This is a genomic window from Vicinamibacteria bacterium (genome assembly GCA_035620555.1).
Classification (GTDB): Bacteria; Acidobacteriota; Vicinamibacteria; order Marinacidobacterales; family SMYC01; genus DASPGQ01.
Map to the genome: position 1 here is coordinate 1 of DASPGQ010000014.1, position 17215 is coordinate 17215.

A 17215-nucleotide genomic window follows, 5' to 3' on the forward strand; every position below is an offset into this window, starting at 1 on the left:
TTCTTGACCTGGGACTCGATCTTGTTTCCGACCTCGAGCACCTCGAGCTCGCGCAGCAACGCCTCGTGCACCGTCTTGAGCCGGTCTCGAACCCGGGCGGTCTCGAGCACTTTCTGCCGGTTGTCGGTATCCAGGCTCGGCAGGTTCTGGGCGATGAAGTCCGCCAGCCGACCCGGATCGTTCAGCGTGGCGGCCAGCGAGCCCACTTCGTCGGCGAGCTGGGGCGACATCTCGACGACTTTCGAGAACACGGAATGGACGTTGCGGGAGAGGGCATCGACTTCGATGGCGTCCTCCGGGGGAAACACGCTCGGAAGCGTCTCGACATCGGCCCGGATGTAAGGACTGACCTGCGTTACCTTGAGGATGCGAAACCGGAAACCGCCCTGCACGACGAGGCGAATCGACCCGTCGGGCATGCGGACCGATTTGTGGATCCGTACGCTCGTTCCCACGCGGTTGAGGTCCGAAGCCGCCGGCGATTCGATGGCGGCATCCCTCTGGGTAACGACGCCGATGAAGTCCGCGCTCTCGGCGTTCTCGTTCAGGAGCTTGACCGTGGCGTCCCGGCCTACCGCGAGCGGGAGAATCGACTGAGGGAAGATGACGGTATCCCGCAACGGCAGGATCGGGACTCCCCGGTGAATCTCGTGGTTGCCCTGAGTGGCTCGTTGTTCTATGTCCATCGGTTCCAACCTCTCGAAAACTCGCGCGTCTCGGATCCAGAGTACCAAGCCCGTTCGACACCTCTCAACCTTGTCATCGGAGCTGGCACCTTGTTATTGTCCGTATTTAGTGTCAATTAGTCAAATACGCATTAATTGCTTAATTATCAATAACATGCAAAAACACAAATACAGGCCAAAATATTAGTGGCTTAAACTAATGTTATTGCTCCGGATAGCCGTAAGGTTCTGTGCCGGATATGAAAGCTTCGAGGAACACTTCCGGGTCGCTTCCGTAGGCCGGGTACCCGGTTCTCTTGTTCACGGGAACGAAAACGATATTCGAGGGAACAGGGAACTCTTCGATGGGTCGCTCGGCGAGAGCCTTCTCCATGAACTCGATCCAGGCCGGCAGCGCCGCGCGGGTGCCGGTCTCCTGCTCACCGAGCGAGATCTTCTGGTCGAAGCCGAACCAGGTGGCTGCCACCAGCGTGGGGTCGAAACCGATGAACCAGGCGTCGGTGTAATCGTTGGTCGTACCGGTCTTGCCCGCGAGCGGGCGGCCGAGGCGCGCGGCGCGGGCACCCGTTCCGCGCTGTACGACACCGCGGAGGAGGTTCGCCACGATGTAGGCGGAGTCGGCTCGGATGGCCGAGGCCGCTTTGGGATAGCTCTCCTCGAGCACGTTTCCGTCCCGATCGACCACCTTGGTGACGAAGTAGGGCTGCATGCGTATGCCCTGATTGGCAAAAGCCGAGTAGGCAGAGGCCATCTCCAAAACGGTCGCTTCGGCCGCGCCCAGGGTGATGCTCAGGTACGGAGGGATCGGCCCCTCGAGCCCCAGTCGGCGGGCGTAATCCGCCACATTCCGCGGGCCGATTTGCTGCGTCAGCCGTACCGCGGGCACATTGCGTGAGGCCTCGATGAGATGCCTCAGAGTGATCCATCCTTCGTACTTCAAATCGTAGTTCTTGGGCTCGTACACCTCTTCGATGTGAGGGTCGACGTATCGCACCGGCTCGTCGAGGATGAGCGATGTGGCGGTGTAGCCTTGTTCCACCGCGGCCCCGACGGCGAAGGCCTTGAAGGCCGAACCGGGCTGACGACGCGCCTGAGTCGAGCGATTGAACTTGCTGCGTTCGAAGTCGAGACCCCCGACCATGGCTTTGATCTGACCGGAGCGGGTCTCGAGGGCGAGAAGGGAACCTTCGGCGATTGGCTCCTGATCGACCTTCACGACCATGGTGGCGTTGTCGCGATCGACGGAAGCGATCTCGAACTGGCTCACGTCACCGACGGCGAACAGCTCGCCGAGAGGTCGGCGCGTCCAGGCGGCGGACTCCTCATCGATCCGCGCCACGTAACGCCCGATGAGCACCGTCGGCCGCGGTCCCTGCTCGCGGACGACACCGGTCACGACCTGTCCCGGCTGGAAGGGCTCGACCCAGTCGGCTGAATGGAACTCCTCGATCGAGATCTCCGTATCTTCGAGAACGTTCGTCGCGATGGGGCGCCAGCCCTGGCGTTTGTCCAGGTCGCGAAGAGCGTGCTCCACCGCCCCGTTAGCCGCTTCCTGCATCGAGCGATCGAGAGTCGTGTACACTCTCAGGCCGCCGCGATACATCTGCGTCGCACCGTAGTTCTTCTCGAGGTACTGCCGAACCTCTTCCACGAAGTAGGGAGCCACGTCGTTGCTCCCACCGCGTCGGCGGAGCTGGAGCGGCTCGTTCCGCGCGTGCTCCTCTTCTTCGGGCGTGATGTAGCGCTCTTCCAGCATGCGTCGAAGCACGATATCGCGCTCTCGGAGCGCCGCCTCGGGATTGACGAAGGGACTGTAGTTGTTGGGCGACGGCGCGAGTCCAACGATGAGGGCGGCTTCGGCGACAGTAACGTCGCGCGACTTCTTGCCGAAGTAGTAGTCCGCCGCCGCCTCGACTCCGTACAAGCCGTGACCGAAGTGGAGGAGGTTACAGTAGAAAGTGAGGATCTCTTCCTTCGTATAGGCGCGTTCGATCTTGAAGGCCAGAATCGCCTCTTTGATCTTTCGGCTCAGCGTGACTTCCCGAGTAAGGAAGAGCATGCGGGAAACCTGCTGCGTGATCGTGCTCGCTCCCGAGACGATGCGTGCCGCCCACAGACTGTCCCAGCCGGCCCGGAGAATACCCATCAGGTCGAATCCCGGATGCCGCCAGAAGCGCTGATCTTCCTTCGCCACGAAAGCATCCCTCAGATGCTGCGGAATCTCGTCGTACGCGATGACGACACGTTTTTCCACGGCGAACTCGGCGATGACCTCGCCTTGGTCATCGAAAACCTGGGTGATGACGCTCGGCTGATAGTTCTCGAGCTCACGGATGATGGGGAGATCGCGCTGATAAGCGAGAACGAGACCCGTCAGGGTTCCGCCTACCGAGGCCAGGGCGAAGAGCAGGCCGACGATGGCGAACCGCAGGAGCTCCCGCCCCCGCGTCGTGGGGGCCTTCGCTCCGTCGGTTCTTCCGGATTCCATCCCTAGGTATGATTATAGCGGCTTCCGGCCGGCTATTTGTCGTTGCGAAGTACGTCCTCGAGCGCGGCTTTCAGTTCGGGATATCGGAACACGTAGCCCGCTTCCTCGAGCTTCGCGGGAACCGCGCGCTGGCCTTCGAGGACGATCTCCGACATTTTGCCGAAAGCGAGCTTCAGGCCGAATGCCGGAGCCGGTAAGATGGCCGGCCGCCGCAGCACCCCGCCGAGCGTACGGGAGAATGACTCGTTGCGCACGGGAGTCGGCGCCGTGAGGTTCACGGCACCCATGAGGTCGTCCTTGTCGAGCAGAAAGCGAATCGCGCCGACGGTGTCGTCGATGTGAATCCAGGGCATCCACTGTTTGCCGCTTCCCACGGGGCCACCGAGTCCGAGGCGGAAGGGAAGAAGCATCTTCTTTAGAGCACCGCCCCGAGTCGAGAGGACGATGCCGGTGCGGATCACGACGGTGCGGATTCCGAGCCCCATGGCCTCCATCGCGGCATGCTCCCAGGCCTGGCACACGTCGGGGAGAAAACCCGTGCCCGCGAGCGAGGTTTCGGTGAGCTCCTTTTCTCCGCCGTCGCCGTAATAGCCGACCGCCGACGCCGAGACCACCACTTTCGGACGGTGTTTCAAGCTCCTGAGACCCTCGACGAGCAGTTCCGTACTCTTGACACGGCTATCGCGAATCGCCTGTTTCGCCGTCTTGGTCCACCTCTGCGCCACGGGCGCGCCGGCGAGGTGAACCACGGCGTCCACGCCTTCGAGGCTCCCGGCGTCGAATCGGCCTTTGTTCACATCCCAGGTGACCGTGGTCAGGGGTGGCAGGCTCTTCCGGCGCGTGAGCGCGACCAGCTCGGTCCCTTCGGCACCGAGCCCTTCACGGAGCGCCGTACCGATGAGCCCGGTGATTCCGCTGATGGCGACTCGCATCGGGGCGTTAGTATACCCGCTCCCGTTTGTGATAAGTAGCGACGAGGAGGAGACCATGGGGACGAGAACGGCTCTGCTGGCAGCGATCCTGTGCACGAGGGCGGCCTCCCTTCAGGCGACCGAGCCCATGAGCGTCGTCGATCTCATCGAAGTTCCGCAAATTCAAGATCCGCAGCTTTCACCCAAAGGCGCTCAGCTCCTTTACGTGCTCTCCGAGGCTGACTGGAAGGCCAACAAGCGCATCAGCCACGTCTGGCGGGTCGATACCGACGGGTCGGACTTGCTCCAGCTCACGAATGGAGCGGAAGGCGAGCGAAGCCCGCGGTGGTCTCCCGACGGGAATTGGATCGTCTTCGTAGCCAAGAGAAGCGACGATCAGCACGAGCAGCTCTATCTTCTGAGCAATCTCGGCGGCGAAGCGACGCGGCTCAGCGAGCACGCCTCGGCGGTCAGCGCCCCGAGCTTTTCTCCCGATGGAGCCTACGTCTATTTCACTGCTTCCGATCCCAAGACCGAGGACGAAAAGAAAAAAGAAGAGCTCAAGGATGACGTGTTTTCGTTCGACGAGGACTACAAACAGGAGCATCTCTGGCGGATCCGCCTCGCCGACAAGACTGAAGAACGGCTTACCGAGGGCGACTTCTCGGTGCGCGGGTACGAGATCTCTCGAGACGGAGCCTTGGTTGCGCACCATCGGAGTCCCACTCCGCTATACGACAACTTCGACGAGGGTGAGGTCTGGCTCATGCGGGCAGATGGGAGCGAGCCCCGTAAGCTGACGGAGAATACCGTCGCCGAGTCGGGAGCCGAGCTCTCCCCTGACAACGGGTGGGTCCTGTTCGTATCGAGCTCGAGCGCGGATTTCGAGACCTATTTCAACGACAACCTGTTCATCGTGCCCGCAGCGGGGGGGGCGCACCGAATGCTGCTTTCCGAAATGCCCTATGAAATCCAGAGGGCATCCTGGTCCGCCGATGGGAGCAGCATCTATTTCACTGCCAATACCGGTGTGCGCAGCGAGCTGTTCGAGGTCGAGCTCAGCGGGGAGGTTGTCACGCAGCTCACCGAAGGCGATCATTCCATCGCCGACTGGCGCTTCTTCCCCTCTTCGGGCCACCACGTGTTCGGCATCGACCGACGAGACAATGCGGGTGATCTGCATCTCATGCCGACCGATGGTGGTGAACCCGCTCGCGTGACTCGCGTCTACGAGTATCTCGCGCGTGAGTTCGAGCTCCCGCGTCAGGAAGCGATCCAGTGGAAAGGAGACGACGGCGAGACCGTCGAAGGTCTCCTCTATTATCCCCTGGACTACCGTGAGGGAACGAGGTATCCGCTCGTCGTTCAGACGCATGGCGGACCGGCCGCCTCGGACAAGTTCGGCTTTGGTCGCTGGTCGAGCTACGTGCAGGTTCTCGCCGCCAAGGGTTATTTCGTCTTCAAACCGAACTACCGAGGAAGCACCGGCTACGGCGACGCGTTCCTCCGCGATATGGTAGGGCACTACTTCCGCCAGGCCCACCTCGATGTCATGACCGGCGTGGACCATCTCATCGCCGAGGGACTCGTGGATGGCGAGCGGATGGTCAAGATGGGCTGGAGCGGCGGCGGTCACATGACGAACAAGATCATCACCTTCACCGACCGTTTCAAGGCGGCATCCTCCGGTGCGGGAGCGGTGAACTGGATCTCGATGTACGCCCAGAGCGACGTGCGGATCTACCGGACCCCCTGGTTCGGCGGCACGCCCTGGCAGGAAGATGCTCCCATCGACACCTATTGGAGCCACTCACCCTTGAAGGACATCTACAAGGTGAAGACCCCGACGATCATCCTGGTGGGGGAAAAAGACGTCCGGGTTCCCCCGCCACAGTCGGTCGAGCTCTATCGGGCGTTGAAGTCCCTCGGCGTGCCAACCCATCTCTACATCGCCCCCCGCGAGCCGCACGGCTGGCAGGAGCTCCGTCACGAGCTGTTCAAGGTGAACGTCGAGCTCGACTGGTTCGAGAAGCACGCGATGGGGCGTGACTACGTGTGGGAGTCCGCTCCCGGTGAAGAACCGGAAGCCCCGGCCAAGACGACGGAGAATCCCTGACGGGACGCGACTTCAGTTGGTCGTTCGAGAGGCGAGGCGGACGACGCCGATGCCGTCCACGAAGTCGATCTCGGTGCCAAAGGGTCGCGAGCGCTCCTGCAAGTCCTTGATGATTTTCTCCGAGAGCGCGTCGTCGGCGAACATCGGTCGACCGCGCACCTGCCGTGGCTTACCGAATCCGAGGGTGATGGGATGGAGTCTCAGCTCCACGAGCTCTTCTCCCTGGAACACGGGCGAGGCGACAACGGCCTCCCAGATCTCGGGGTTGGCGGGAAAGCCTCTCTGGTCGAAGTCGTAGCGAGCGTCGTTGAAATCCGCCAGACCCTTGTCCTCACCGAGGTTGAGGCCCGCGTAGTTCTCGTAGGGGAGCCGCTGCAGGGTCTCGTTCTGGAAGATGAAATCACCGAGACTGTAGAAGATCGGCTTTCCCTTGTAAATCTCGATGCCCCGCAGAACGTGGGGTCCGTGCCCAACGAAGACGTCGGCGCCCTCGTCGATCATCCTGCGGGCGAAGGTGACGAGAAACTGGGCCGGTTCCTCACGGCTCGTGCCGCTCTCGTGAGCGTGGATGCTCACGATGGTGAAGTCGGCGAGTCGCGATGCGTTCCGGATCACGACGCCGATTTCCTCGACGTCTTCGGGCTCGGGCTCGGTCACGATTCGAGGCCGCTCGGCCGCAACATACTTCTCGCGGCGAAACTGGAGGGAATCACCTCGTTCGGGTGGGGCCATCCCTAAATCCGCCATGATCCGACGAAGCGCCTCGAGCTGTTCGCGAGTGACCTCATAGGTGATGCGGTGCCTCAGGGGATTCAATCCCGGCCTCGCGGGCACGTCGTCGCGGGATTTTCCCGCCAGGGCATGCTCGGGAAAAGTCGAGGCGAGGGAAACGAAGGCGATGCGTGCCTTTGCGGTTTCGAGGAATTTCGCCTCCCTGGCTTCGGCGAGGCTTTCTCCGACGCCAGCACCGACGAGGCCGGCCTCGCGTACGTACCTCTCGGTAAGGAGCATCGCGCCGGGACCGTAATCACCGGAGTGGTTGTTCGCGAGCGAGCCGAGGTCGAATCCTGCCCATGCGAGCTCTTTCGCGAGCTCCGGCTGAGCCCGCATATACGTTCCTCCACTCGACGCCATGGGAAACGATTCGTAGTCGTGGAAGAGCATCTCGATATTCGTGAAGGCCAGGTCGGCTCCACGGATGAGATCGATCATCCGCAAAAACTCGGGCTCCTGGTAGACAGAAAGCTTCCTCGTGATGATGGAGTCACCGGTAAGAGCCATCTCGTACCGCTCGACGGGTTGGGCGGAGACCGAGAACGCAAACGACAAGAACACGGCAGCGGCACGGAGTTTCATCATGGGCCTCCCCAGCGTGGGACTATATCGTCCCGTCATCGCGGTTTCAAAAGAGTGCGTTCGTGATCGATGCCTCATGCCCGGGGCGGGATCGAGCAGCCCCTGAGATCACTCCGTCCACTGAGGCTCACCTTCGGGAAGGAGGAGAAGGAATGCGGCGACGGCTTGTTCTACCGCCAATTGATCTTTTCCGTCGAAGGTGACTTTCGTCTCGTATTTGGGATCGTTCCAACGGGGGTAAGAGCCGAGCCGTACCCGGGGATGATCGGCGACGATGCGGTCGAGCAGGGGTTTGAGCACCGCCTCGTCCATCTTGGTGAACACCGCGCGTGACACGAAAGGCGCTTCGCCTGCCAGGTGCTCTCGCACGATGTCGAGCTTCGCGCGAAAGATCTCGGGCAAGCCGGGAAGGATGAAGACGTTTCCGAGGACGATCAAAGGCCACGGCTCTCGAGCGATGAACAACTTGCGCGAGCCTTGGGGCACGTTGGCGAGAATGAGATGGTTTTCGTGGAGACGTTCGCCGTAATGCTCTCGGAGCAATGCTATAAGCTCAGGATCCTGAACGACGGGTACCCCGAAGGCCGCGGCGATTCCCGCGATCGTCTCGTCGTCGTGAGTGGGCCCGACGCCGCCGCTCGTGAACACGTGGTCGAAGCGCTTGGCGAGATAAGCGGTTTCGGCCGCTATCGTGTCGACCTCGTCGGGGATGACGACGATTCTCTCGAGGCTCAGGCCAATGGACTGCAAGGTCCGCGCGAGCTCATAGACGTTGGCCTCGCGGACTTTGCCAGTCAAGATCTCGTTTCCGATGACGAGGAAAGCGGCGGTCATCGGATCGAGAGCTCCCCTCGGCGTCGGAGCAAGGGCGGCGGCGCGCAGAACAGCTCGGTGCCGTCGAAGGCGACCCGGTGGGCGTGAAGCCAGTAGCCCAGGTCGCCTGGAAGCGTAACCTCGCGGGAAAGGGGAATGCCACCCGCGGGATAGAGGCGATCCCCGATCAGAGGGTGACCCATCGCCGCGAGGTGGATGCGAATCTGATGGGTACGGCCCGTCTCGATCGCGACCTCGACTAGCGACGAATTCTCGCGCCTTTCCAGAAGACGTACCCGGGAAACGGCTCTCTTTCCGTCGGGGTGGACCGCCGCTACCGAGCCCAGGAGCGGGTGAGGTGCGGAACCGATGGGCTGGCTGAGGACCGTCTCGCCCGGAGGAGCCGAGCCCTGGACGAGCGCGCGATAACCGCGTTCGACCCCGCCGGCCTGCCACAGGCGGACGAGGTGTCGGCGTTTCCCGGCCTCGATCGAAAAGAGCACGATGCCGGAGGTGCCGCGGCCGAGCCGGTGCAGCGGCGAGGCGGTGGGGAACCTTTCCCGCACCAGGTGAAGGAGGGTCTTTTCGAGAAACCCGCCGCCGGGCATCGTCGGAAGCCCGCGGGGCTTGGCGACTCCCAGGACTTCTCGGTCACGGTGAATCAGCGCGAAGCTTCTCGGTCCCGGGGGCTCTCGCCAGGGAGGTCGATTCCAGTCGAGGACCTCGCCCGCAGACAGCTTGCGCGAGCTCGTCGCCGGGATTCCCTCGACCAGCACCCGCCCGGCCTCGATGCGGCTCCGCCATTGCCGCTCGGACGAATGACGATACCGTTCGCTGAGATATTCGATCAGGCTGCGACCTTCGGCGTGCTGACCGAGTCGCTCTCGGTAGCGATGTCCGCGATTCCACATGCCGACTAGGGTTTACGCCCGATGACGTAGGCGATCCAGGCCTCTTCGTCTCCGCCTCGCTCGACGCGCCGAAAGACCCCGTTTCCTTCTCCCGACTTGCGGTCGGTGCCTTCCCAAAGGACATGCACGTCCTCGAAACCGGCGACGGCCATCAACTCCCTGAGCTCGGGCAGCGTCCACAGGCGCCAGTCGTAGACGAAAGCGTTCTTCGTTCGGGTTCCGTCGCGGAACTCGAAATGGATCTTGCAGATAATGTGGTGGGTGATGGGATCGAAATCGGCCTGATCCCAAATATAGGTGAAGCCATTGAGCTTTTTCCGCTCCTTCATTCGGAACTGGACCTGCCCGCCGCCCCAAGCGTCGAGGACGAGGAGCCCTCCGGGCTCCAAGGAGCGGTAGGTATTCTCGATATAGGCTCCCATGTCCTGGCGGGTCTTGAATACCGAATAACTGAAGTTGAGTGCGGCCAAAAGCTGAACTCTGGGTCGACGTACGCGGCGGACGTCGTCGCGAATCAGTTGAATCCTCTCCCTCTGGGCGGGAGCGAGCGCGCTCAGGTTGTTCGACCGAGCCCATTCGAGAGTGGGTCCGTCGAGATCCACGCCTAACGCTCGGTTCTCGCGATGGAGCTTCACGAACTCGCAGGAGAGGATCGCCGTTCCGCAGAAGTCCTCGCGGAAGGTTCTGAGCGGTTGGCCGGTGTAGCGTTTGAAGTAGCGGGCAAGGAACCTCGCGTCCACATCGGGCGCTTGAACGCTTTCCTGATAGAGGACGTGCCGATCGGCGGCGCGCGCGCTCAGCTTGTTCTTCTGCAAGCGGGTCCTCGTCGAGTGCCGCGACCGGTGTTAGTGCACCGTGTAAGGCTCGCTGAGGGTGAACGGAGCGATCGTCACTTCGAAGCGTGTCCCTTGCTCGGTCACCATCTGATACGTTCCGCGCATGGAGCCAAAAGGGGTCGTCAAGTGGCACGCCGAGGTGTACTCGAAGGACTGGCCGGGGGCCAGAACCGGCTGCTGGCCCACGACACCCGGTCCGCGCACTTCTTCGATCTTCTTGTCGGCATTCTCTACGATCCAGTGACGACTCAAGAGCTGCACCGTGTCATCGCTCTGATTGTGAATCTCCACCGTGTAGAGAAAGAACCATCGTTGCTGCTCGGGATGAGAATGCTCCGGAGAAAAGCGCGACACGACTCGCACCCGCACACCCCGGGTAACGGCTTCCGAGGTAAACGTAGCATGTCGTCCTTCCAAGACTCAGGCACCGAACGGGTATCGAGCGTCACATCGTACCATGCCTCCCGGGGCGACGTCACCGAGGCGGAATTCTTGCTCGGTTCCGCTTTCCCCGGACCCGAAGCCGGCACCTCAACAGTTTCTGTGGAAAATCTTGTGCAAAACCTGTGATGAGTTGGTCCCTCAACCGCTCCAGTCATGGACGGTTAACACTCTGCACAGAGTTTGAGCACGGATTCGTTCGGCGGCTCTCCAGATCACGAAAATCTTCGAGCCGGTCACGGGGCGGAGGCGGTGTTAGCCTCGACCCTCTCGCGCAGCGCGGCCGCTAGCTGGTGGACGGCCATGGCGTAGTACGTGCTCTGGTTGTAGCGCGTGATCACGTAGAAGTTGTCGAACCCGAGCCAGTATTCGGTGTCGACTCGGTTGCTCAGCTTGACCGGGATGACTCTCGAGTCTAAAGCGTAGACGCCCGGGGCCTCGACCCCGAGAGCCTTGAGCTCCTCGAGCCGGTAACGAGTCGAGAGCCGGGACGATTGGAACGGTTCGGTGGAGCCCCCGACGATCTGTACCGGCGCGGCGATGGGCTGATCGCTCTGCCAGCCATGTGCGGTGAAGTAGTTGGCCACGCTTCCGATGGCATCTTCCGCGCTTCGGAGTAGATCCCGCCGACCATCCCCGTCGAAGTCAATCGCGTAGCGCCGATAGCTGCCGGGCATGAACTGGGCGATTCCCATGGCGCCCGCGTAGGATCCACGAGTGCTCTCGAGTCCGATGATCCCTTCCTCCCGTGCGAGGAGAAGGTAATGCTCGAGCTCGAGTCGAAACGTTCCCGAACGCCTCGGGTAATCGAATGCCAAGGTGACGAGTGCTTCCAGCACATTGAACCGCCCGAGGTGACGGCCGTAATGGCTCTCGATGCCGATTACCGCGGTGATGATTTCTTCCGGGACGCCGTAGCGCTCGCGGGCGCGCTCGAGCGCTCGATGATGGTCGCGCCAGAAACGCTCCCCACCCTCGAGCTTTTCGGGGTTGACGAAGAGATTGCGGTACTCGTCCCAGGGCTTTGGCTCGACCGCACGATCCATGAGCTCGATGATCGTCTTCTGCGAGCGGACCCGCCCGAAAGCGACCTCGAGCTCGGACTTGTCGAAGCCATGCTTGGCCGCCATCTCCTCGATGAATGCGTCGATTGCTGGCGGACTGGGCGTCGCGGGGGACGCGAGGAGCGCGAGAAGGCAATAGTATGCGATCAACAACATGGCTTCGATGGGAGCCTAAGCCCTTGTAGGCTTGGCTGTTAAATATTATAACTCACTCATGTTGGAGATCGTTCCCACCGGAGGTGCCCTCGGCGCCGAGGTTCGCGGCGTCGACGCTTCCGCACCCCTGGATCCGTCTGTCGTGGCCCGCTTGAAGCAGGGACTCGTCGACGAGCTTCTGTTGTTCTTCCGGGACCAGAGGCTAGAGGACGCCGACCTGGTGCGTTTCACTCGCTATTTCGGAGACGCCCGAGCCCACGTCCGAGAGCAGCCCGACCGACCGCTGAAAGAGATCTTCGTCGTCTCGAATGTCTTGGAAGACGGAAAGCCCATCGGCGCGCTCGGCTCCGGAGAGCTGACGTTCCACAGCGATCTGTCTTACCTCCCTCGACCGGGACTCTTCTCCGTGGTCTACGCGGTCGAAGTCCCGCGGCGCGGCGGGGATACCCAGTGGGTGAACTGCTATGCGGCCTATGACGCCCTCCCCACCGAGCTTCGCGATCGCGTGCTCCGGTTGAGGGCCGTCCATCGTCACGGCGAGGAAAAGCAGAATCCGGCGACTCCGGCCGCTCATCCAATCATCCGCACCCATCCGCAGACGAACCGGCGGGCGATCTTCGTGGGGCATCAATTCACCCGATACGTCGTTGGCATTTCCGCGGGCGAGAGTCGCGAGATTCTCGATCGGCTTCTCGCACACGTCAGTCGTCCCGAGTTCGTTTGGACTCATCAATGGCGCGCCGGCGATCTGGTCATCTGGGACAATCGGTGTACGCTCCATCGCCGGGAGGCGTTCGATGACCGCGAGCGTCGCATTCTGAAGAGGACGCAAACGTTTGGGGAAGAGCCTTACCTCGCGCTCTGACGATGTTCCGGATCTCATTGGCTGCTTGAGCTATCAGGCTGATGAAAAAGTACAGCTCAGCCGGCCGAGCGGCGGCCAAAACGTCTGCTGTTCGACTTCGCCAAGGCTTCGTCGGAACCGCGCCGAAGCCCGAGGGGCGCAGGCGGGCGAGATCGGCGCGCAGCGCCGCAACGGCCAAGCCGTGGCGGCCGGGCAATCGCAGGTCCCGCCACGGCATTGAGTACTCTAGATAGATGCAACGGGCGCGGCTCGTCCTGTTTTGCTGGCTGTGCGGTGTGCTCACCCTGAGCGCCCGGCCGCGGGTCATCCTCGTGTCCTTCGATGGCGCCGGACACGTAGTGACCACACGGCTCGCACGTGAGGGGAAGCTTCCGAACTTCACCCGCATCATGGAGAAAGGAGCCTGGTCCGACGGCATGGTCACCAGCTTCCCGACGAAGACGGCCGCGGCCCACGCCATGTTGTTTACCGGGCACTACGGGCATACGAACGGGATAACCGGGAACGAAGTCCTCGAGCTCCCCGCGAGGGAGCACACGCGACTCGAGACGACGAGCGGCTATTTTTCGGGGCCGCTCCGCGTCGAACCGCTCTGGCTGATGGCGGCGAAGGCTGGCCTCGAGACGTTCGTCTTTCATGCGACGCAAGCGTATCCGTTTCCCGAAGGGCCTAACGATCCTCATCTGTTCATTGCTCATGGCTACACGGATGCTCAGGCCGATGCCGAATCCATTTCCGCCGAGAGGGTCGGGCTCCCAACGACCGATTGGGTGGTTCCCGAAGCGGGAGGCGACGAGGCCCGGGAGATGAGCTTCTCCGTGGGAGACAGCGTGCTCCATGGCCTGTTCTACGACGATCCCTTCGATCCCTCTTACGGTTGCGACACCCTCGGTATCGTGCGGGACAAATCCGACGCGAGTTTCGCCGCTCGAGTGAAAGCCGGCGAAGGCGAGCCTTTCTCGTCACCGGTAAGGGTGACCGCCGCGGGGCGAGACCTGTGGTTCTCGATGCGACTCTTCGAGCTCGCTCCCGACGCGTCGACCTTCGTACTCTATCGCTCCGGCGCCGCGGAGCTTGCGGTGTCGAACGGCTCGTTTCCGGGGCACGGACTGCCCGTGCTGGAGGTCTTCGCGGGTAACGCTGGCAGTCGCGTCTACGAGCGGGGTGGTCTAGGCGTTCCGCTCTTCCAGGGTGGCGACGGGGAAGCGGAACGACGCCTCATGGAAACGGAAGCCCACCTTCAGGAACAGCTCATCTCCCAGGCGCGACTGGCCCTCGAAGAGGACTACGATCTCGTCGTTCTTTATAGTCCCGTCACCGACGAGATCGGCCATGCTCTGATGGGCTACCTGTCGCCCGATCTCGATGGATACGATCCAAGGGTGGCCGAAAGACTATGGCCGGTGCTCATCGAGGCCTACGGGCTCCAGGATCGGTTTCTCGGCGTCCTCCTGGATGCCGCGGAACGCGATGGCGCCCATGTCATCGTGGTCAGCGATCACGGAATGGCCCCCATCGACCGCCTCGTTCATCTCAATATCGCCCTGGAACAGGCGGGGCTCGTGGCCCTCGACGCCGGGCGACGGATCGACCTCTCGCGCACTCGCGCGCTCGCTCTACCACTCTCGGATACGTCCATTGCCGTCAATCTCGTCGATCGCCGATCGGGAATCGTTCCGCTCGACGAAAAGGACTCGGTCATCGAGGAGGCGCGTCGCGCCTTGACCGCCCTCGTAGACCCGGACTCGGGTGATCGCATCGTCTTGGAAATCTACGAGCCGTCGACTCGCGGGCTCCTTCAGCCGGGGGGCGACGGGACGGGAGACCTCTTCGTGGAGCTCGCTCCGCGGTACTATCCGTCCACCTCCACCGAGAGAGCTCTCGTCGTGGAACGGGTTGCGCCCAGCGGTCAGCACATTTTCTTGCCCACACGGCGCGAGATGCTCGCGATTTTCGGAATCATCGGGCCCCGCGTCCGGCCGGGGCTCAACGTCGGAAGAGCGAGAGGAATCGACGTCACCCCAACCGTGCTCGACCTACTCGGGACGTCGCCGGGCGACTGGCTACCGGGCCGGAGCCTGGTTCCACGACAGGGACTCCTTCAATACGGGCGCTAGCCCTCTTCATCAAACCTAAACATAAAGAGGATAACCGACGTATTGGTTGTCGAGGCCGACCGGCGAGTGTCCGGTTGCGGACACTTCCTGGGAGTTGGGACGGTACCTAGGGTATTAATCTTTTGAAATCATAAGCATACGACGCTGGTGGCGCTGGCATGATGCTTGCCACAGAGAGTAAGATGGAACCGGGGATGGGAGTTCGATTTCATGGACGTCAAACGTGAGGGCGTAGCCGAAGCAAGAAAACGCAAACAGCGAATTCTCTACGCCGCGGGGGCCGTGGTCTTCGGCATTCTGGCATTCTGGGTCTCTCGGCTCGAGCCGGCAGCGCCGAGCGTCGATCGTTCGACGGTCTGGATGGACAAAGTGGTTCGCGGCTCGATGCTCCGGCAGGTCCGGGGGCCGGGCACGCTCGTTCCCGTCGAGATTCGCTGGGTGGCGGCGCGCACCGAGGGGCGGGTCGAGCGCATCCTGACGCTTCCGGGTACCGACGTCACGCCCGACACCGTGCTTCTCGAGATGTCCAATCCCGAGCTCGAGCAATCTCTCGAAGATGCACGCCTGCAGCTGCGGGCGGCGGAAGCCCGGTACGAGGACCTCGAGATTCAGCTCGAAAGTCAGCTGCTGAACCAGCGGGCTCTGGCCGCTTCGGTTCAGGCCGAATATCGAACGGCCTTGCTACAGCTCGAAGCCGACAAAGAGACCCACGCGCAGGGCATCATTGGAGATCTGGCATTGAGGTTCTCCGAAGAGCGGGCCAAGGAGCTCGAGGAGCGCAATCGGCTCGAGCAAAACCGGCTCGAGATCGCGATCGAGTCGAACGAGGCGCAGTTGGCCGCCGAGTCGTCCCGCGTCGGCCAATTGCGCGCCCTCTACGAGCTGCGGCGGAGTCAGGTGGACGGCCTGAAAGTCCGACCCGACCTGAACGGTGTGCTGCAGCAGGTGCCGGTGGAAGTGGGTCAGCAGGTAACGCCCGGTCTCAACCTCGCCCGAGTGGCCCAGCCGCTGCACCTCAAGGCGGAGCTGCGGATCGCGGAGACGCAAGCGAAGGACGTCGAGATTGGTCAGCGGGCGAGCATCGATACCCGCAATGGCCTGATCGAAGGCCGCGTCATGCGCATCGATCCGGCGGTTCAGGAGGGAACCGTCACCGTGGACGTCGAGCTGCTGGGCGAGCTCCCGAGAGGTGCGCGGCCCGATCTGAGCGTGGACGGCACCGTCGAGATCGAAAGATTGGAGAACGTCCTCTACGTGGGCCGGCCTGCCTACGGTCAGGCGGGCACGACGATCGGGCTGTTCCGTCTGCTGCAAGATGGAGAGACTGCGGAGCGCGTGGACGTGTCGCTGGGCAAGAGCTCGGTCAACACCATCGAGATCGTCGCCGGCCTCAACGAGGGGGACGAAGTGATCTTGTCGGATACGTCACAATGGGATGACTATCGAAGGATTCGTTTGAATTGAGGGTGAATTGAGCGCTAACGGCGAACCTCTCATCAGACTCGAGAACCTGGAGAAGTACTACGAGTCCCGCGCGGGACGAACCTATGTGCTCCGCCAGATCACGCTCGACATCAACGAGGGGGAGTTCCTTACCATCATGGGACCATCGGGAGCGGGCAAGTCGACGCTCCTCCACATCCTCGGGATGCTCGATGGCGAGTGGGGCGGCGATTACTATTTTCTGGACCATGCCGTCCATGCGATGAAGGTCAAACATCGTAACGAGCTTCACAAGCAGTACATCGGATTCGTCTTTCAGGCTTATCACCTTCTCGACAATCTGACGGTCTACGAGAACCTCGAGATACCGCTCTCTTACCGAAACATCCGCCGCTCCGAGCGGCAGTCGATGGTGGCGGATATCCTCGATCGATTCAACATCGTCGGGAAGAAGGATCTCTATCCGAGCCAGCTCTCTGGTGGTCAGCAGCAGCTCGTCGGGGTGGCCCGCGCGGTCGTCATGGAGCCGAAAGTGATCCTCGCCGACGAGCCGACGGGGAACCTTCATTCCGAACAGGGCCGCGACATCATGGAGCTGTTCAAGAAGCTGAACTTGCAGGGAACGACGATCGTCCAGGTCACTCATTCGGAGACGAATGCCGCTTATGGAAACCGAATCGTGCGTCTGAAGGACGGCTGGATGGACCGGTAAAGGCGGGGCGCCCGGTGAGCATCACGACCCGCTCGGGCCCGCGCGTGCTAGTCGCCGACGATCAGCCCGACGTTCTGGAGGCCTTGCGGCTACTCCTCAAAGGGGAGGGTTACGGGACCGAGACCGTCGAGACTCCCGAAGCCATTCTCAAGGCGGTGGAGGATCAGGATTTCGACCTGCTCCTCATGGACCTGAACTATGCCCGCGACACGACCTCCGGCCAGGAGGGCCTGTACTTGCTCAAACGACTCTCTACTGTCGACGACAAGCTGCCCATCGTCGTAATGACCGCATGGGGAA

At 62.1% G+C, this 17215-nt stretch carries 15 protein-coding genes; 6 read left to right on the forward strand and 9 right to left on the reverse strand.

Annotated features, from left to right (window positions below):
- From VEK15_00370 to VEK15_00380, 3 genes are all read right to left on the reverse strand, one after another.
- Positions 1-686: LON peptidase substrate-binding domain-containing protein (locus VEK15_00370; GenBank protein HXV59116.1), on the reverse strand; the 686-nt coding region annotated here is incomplete at its 3' end.
- A 202-nt stretch (positions 687-888) separates the two neighbouring features.
- A complete protein-coding gene (locus tag VEK15_00375; GenBank protein HXV59117.1) occupies positions 889-3174 on the reverse strand; it encodes a PBP1A family penicillin-binding protein in 2286 nt (761 codons plus the stop codon).
- A 32-nt stretch (positions 3175-3206) separates the two neighbouring features.
- Positions 3207-4106 (reverse strand): TIGR01777 family oxidoreductase, encoded by a 900-nt coding sequence (locus VEK15_00380; GenBank protein ID HXV59118.1) that lies wholly within the window; start codon positions 4104-4106, stop codon positions 3207-3209.
- Between the two features lie 55 nt (positions 4107-4161).
- Here VEK15_00380 and VEK15_00385 point away from each other — a divergent pair, with 55 nt between their 5' ends.
- Positions 4162-6201, forward strand: a complete 2040-nt coding sequence (locus VEK15_00385) for a S9 family peptidase (protein ID HXV59119.1) — start codon at positions 4162-4164, stop codon at positions 6199-6201.
- 12 nt (positions 6202-6213) lie between these two features.
- On the opposite strand, the gene VEK15_00390 is transcribed toward VEK15_00385, so the two are convergent.
- The 6 genes from VEK15_00390 to mltB all read right to left on the reverse strand — a co-directional run bounded on the left by VEK15_00390 (position 6214) and on the right by mltB (position 11778).
- Positions 6214-7560, reverse strand: coding sequence for a CapA family protein (locus VEK15_00390; protein HXV59120.1), 1347 nt, complete (start codon positions 7558-7560; stop codon positions 6214-6216).
- Positions 7561-7665: 105 nt separating this feature from the next.
- Positions 7666-8391, reverse strand: a complete 726-nt coding sequence (locus VEK15_00395) for a molybdopterin-binding protein (GenBank protein HXV59121.1) — start codon at positions 8389-8391, stop codon at positions 7666-7668.
- A complete protein-coding gene (locus VEK15_00400) occupies positions 8388-9281 on the reverse strand; it encodes an RluA family pseudouridine synthase (protein ID HXV59122.1) in 894 nt (297 codons plus the stop codon). The genes VEK15_00395 and VEK15_00400 overlap by 4 nt, the downstream gene beginning before the upstream one ends.
- Positions 9282-9286: 5 nt before the next feature.
- Positions 9287-10096, reverse strand: coding sequence for a class I SAM-dependent methyltransferase (locus VEK15_00405; GenBank protein ID HXV59123.1), 810 nt, complete (start codon positions 10094-10096; stop codon positions 9287-9289).
- Positions 10097-10126: 30 nt separating this feature from the next.
- Complete coding sequence (gene apaG / locus VEK15_00410) at positions 10127-10486, reverse strand: Co2+/Mg2+ efflux protein ApaG (protein ID HXV59124.1); 360 nt, start codon at positions 10484-10486, stop codon at positions 10127-10129.
- 308 nt (positions 10487-10794) lie between these two features.
- On the reverse strand, positions 10795-11778 hold the full coding sequence (gene mltB / locus VEK15_00415; protein HXV59125.1) for a lytic murein transglycosylase B: 984 nt from the start codon (positions 11776-11778) through the stop codon (positions 10795-10797).
- A gap of 58 nt (positions 11779-11836) precedes the next feature.
- Here mltB and VEK15_00420 point away from each other — a divergent pair, with 58 nt between their 5' ends.
- The 5 genes from VEK15_00420 to VEK15_00440 all read left to right on the forward strand — a co-directional run.
- Positions 11837-12643 carry a TauD/TfdA family dioxygenase gene (locus VEK15_00420; protein HXV59126.1) on the forward strand — a complete coding sequence of 269 codons (807 nt, stop codon included), beginning with the start codon at positions 11837-11839 and terminating at the stop codon, positions 12641-12643.
- 233 nt (positions 12644-12876) lie between these two features.
- On the forward strand, positions 12877-14760 hold the full coding sequence (locus VEK15_00425; GenBank protein HXV59127.1) for an alkaline phosphatase family protein: 1884 nt from the start codon (positions 12877-12879) through the stop codon (positions 14758-14760).
- Positions 14761-14970: 210 nt separating this feature from the next.
- Positions 14971-16224 (forward strand): HlyD family efflux transporter periplasmic adaptor subunit, encoded by a 1254-nt coding sequence (locus VEK15_00430; protein ID HXV59128.1) that lies wholly within the window; start codon positions 14971-14973, stop codon positions 16222-16224.
- A gap of 7 nt (positions 16225-16231) precedes the next feature.
- Positions 16232-16915 (forward strand): ABC transporter ATP-binding protein, encoded by a 684-nt coding sequence (locus VEK15_00435; protein ID HXV59129.1) that lies wholly within the window; start codon positions 16232-16234, stop codon positions 16913-16915.
- 14 nt (positions 16916-16929) lie between these two features.
- The coding region (locus VEK15_00440) for a response regulator (protein HXV59130.1) at positions 16930-17215 on the forward strand (286 nt) is incomplete at its 3' end.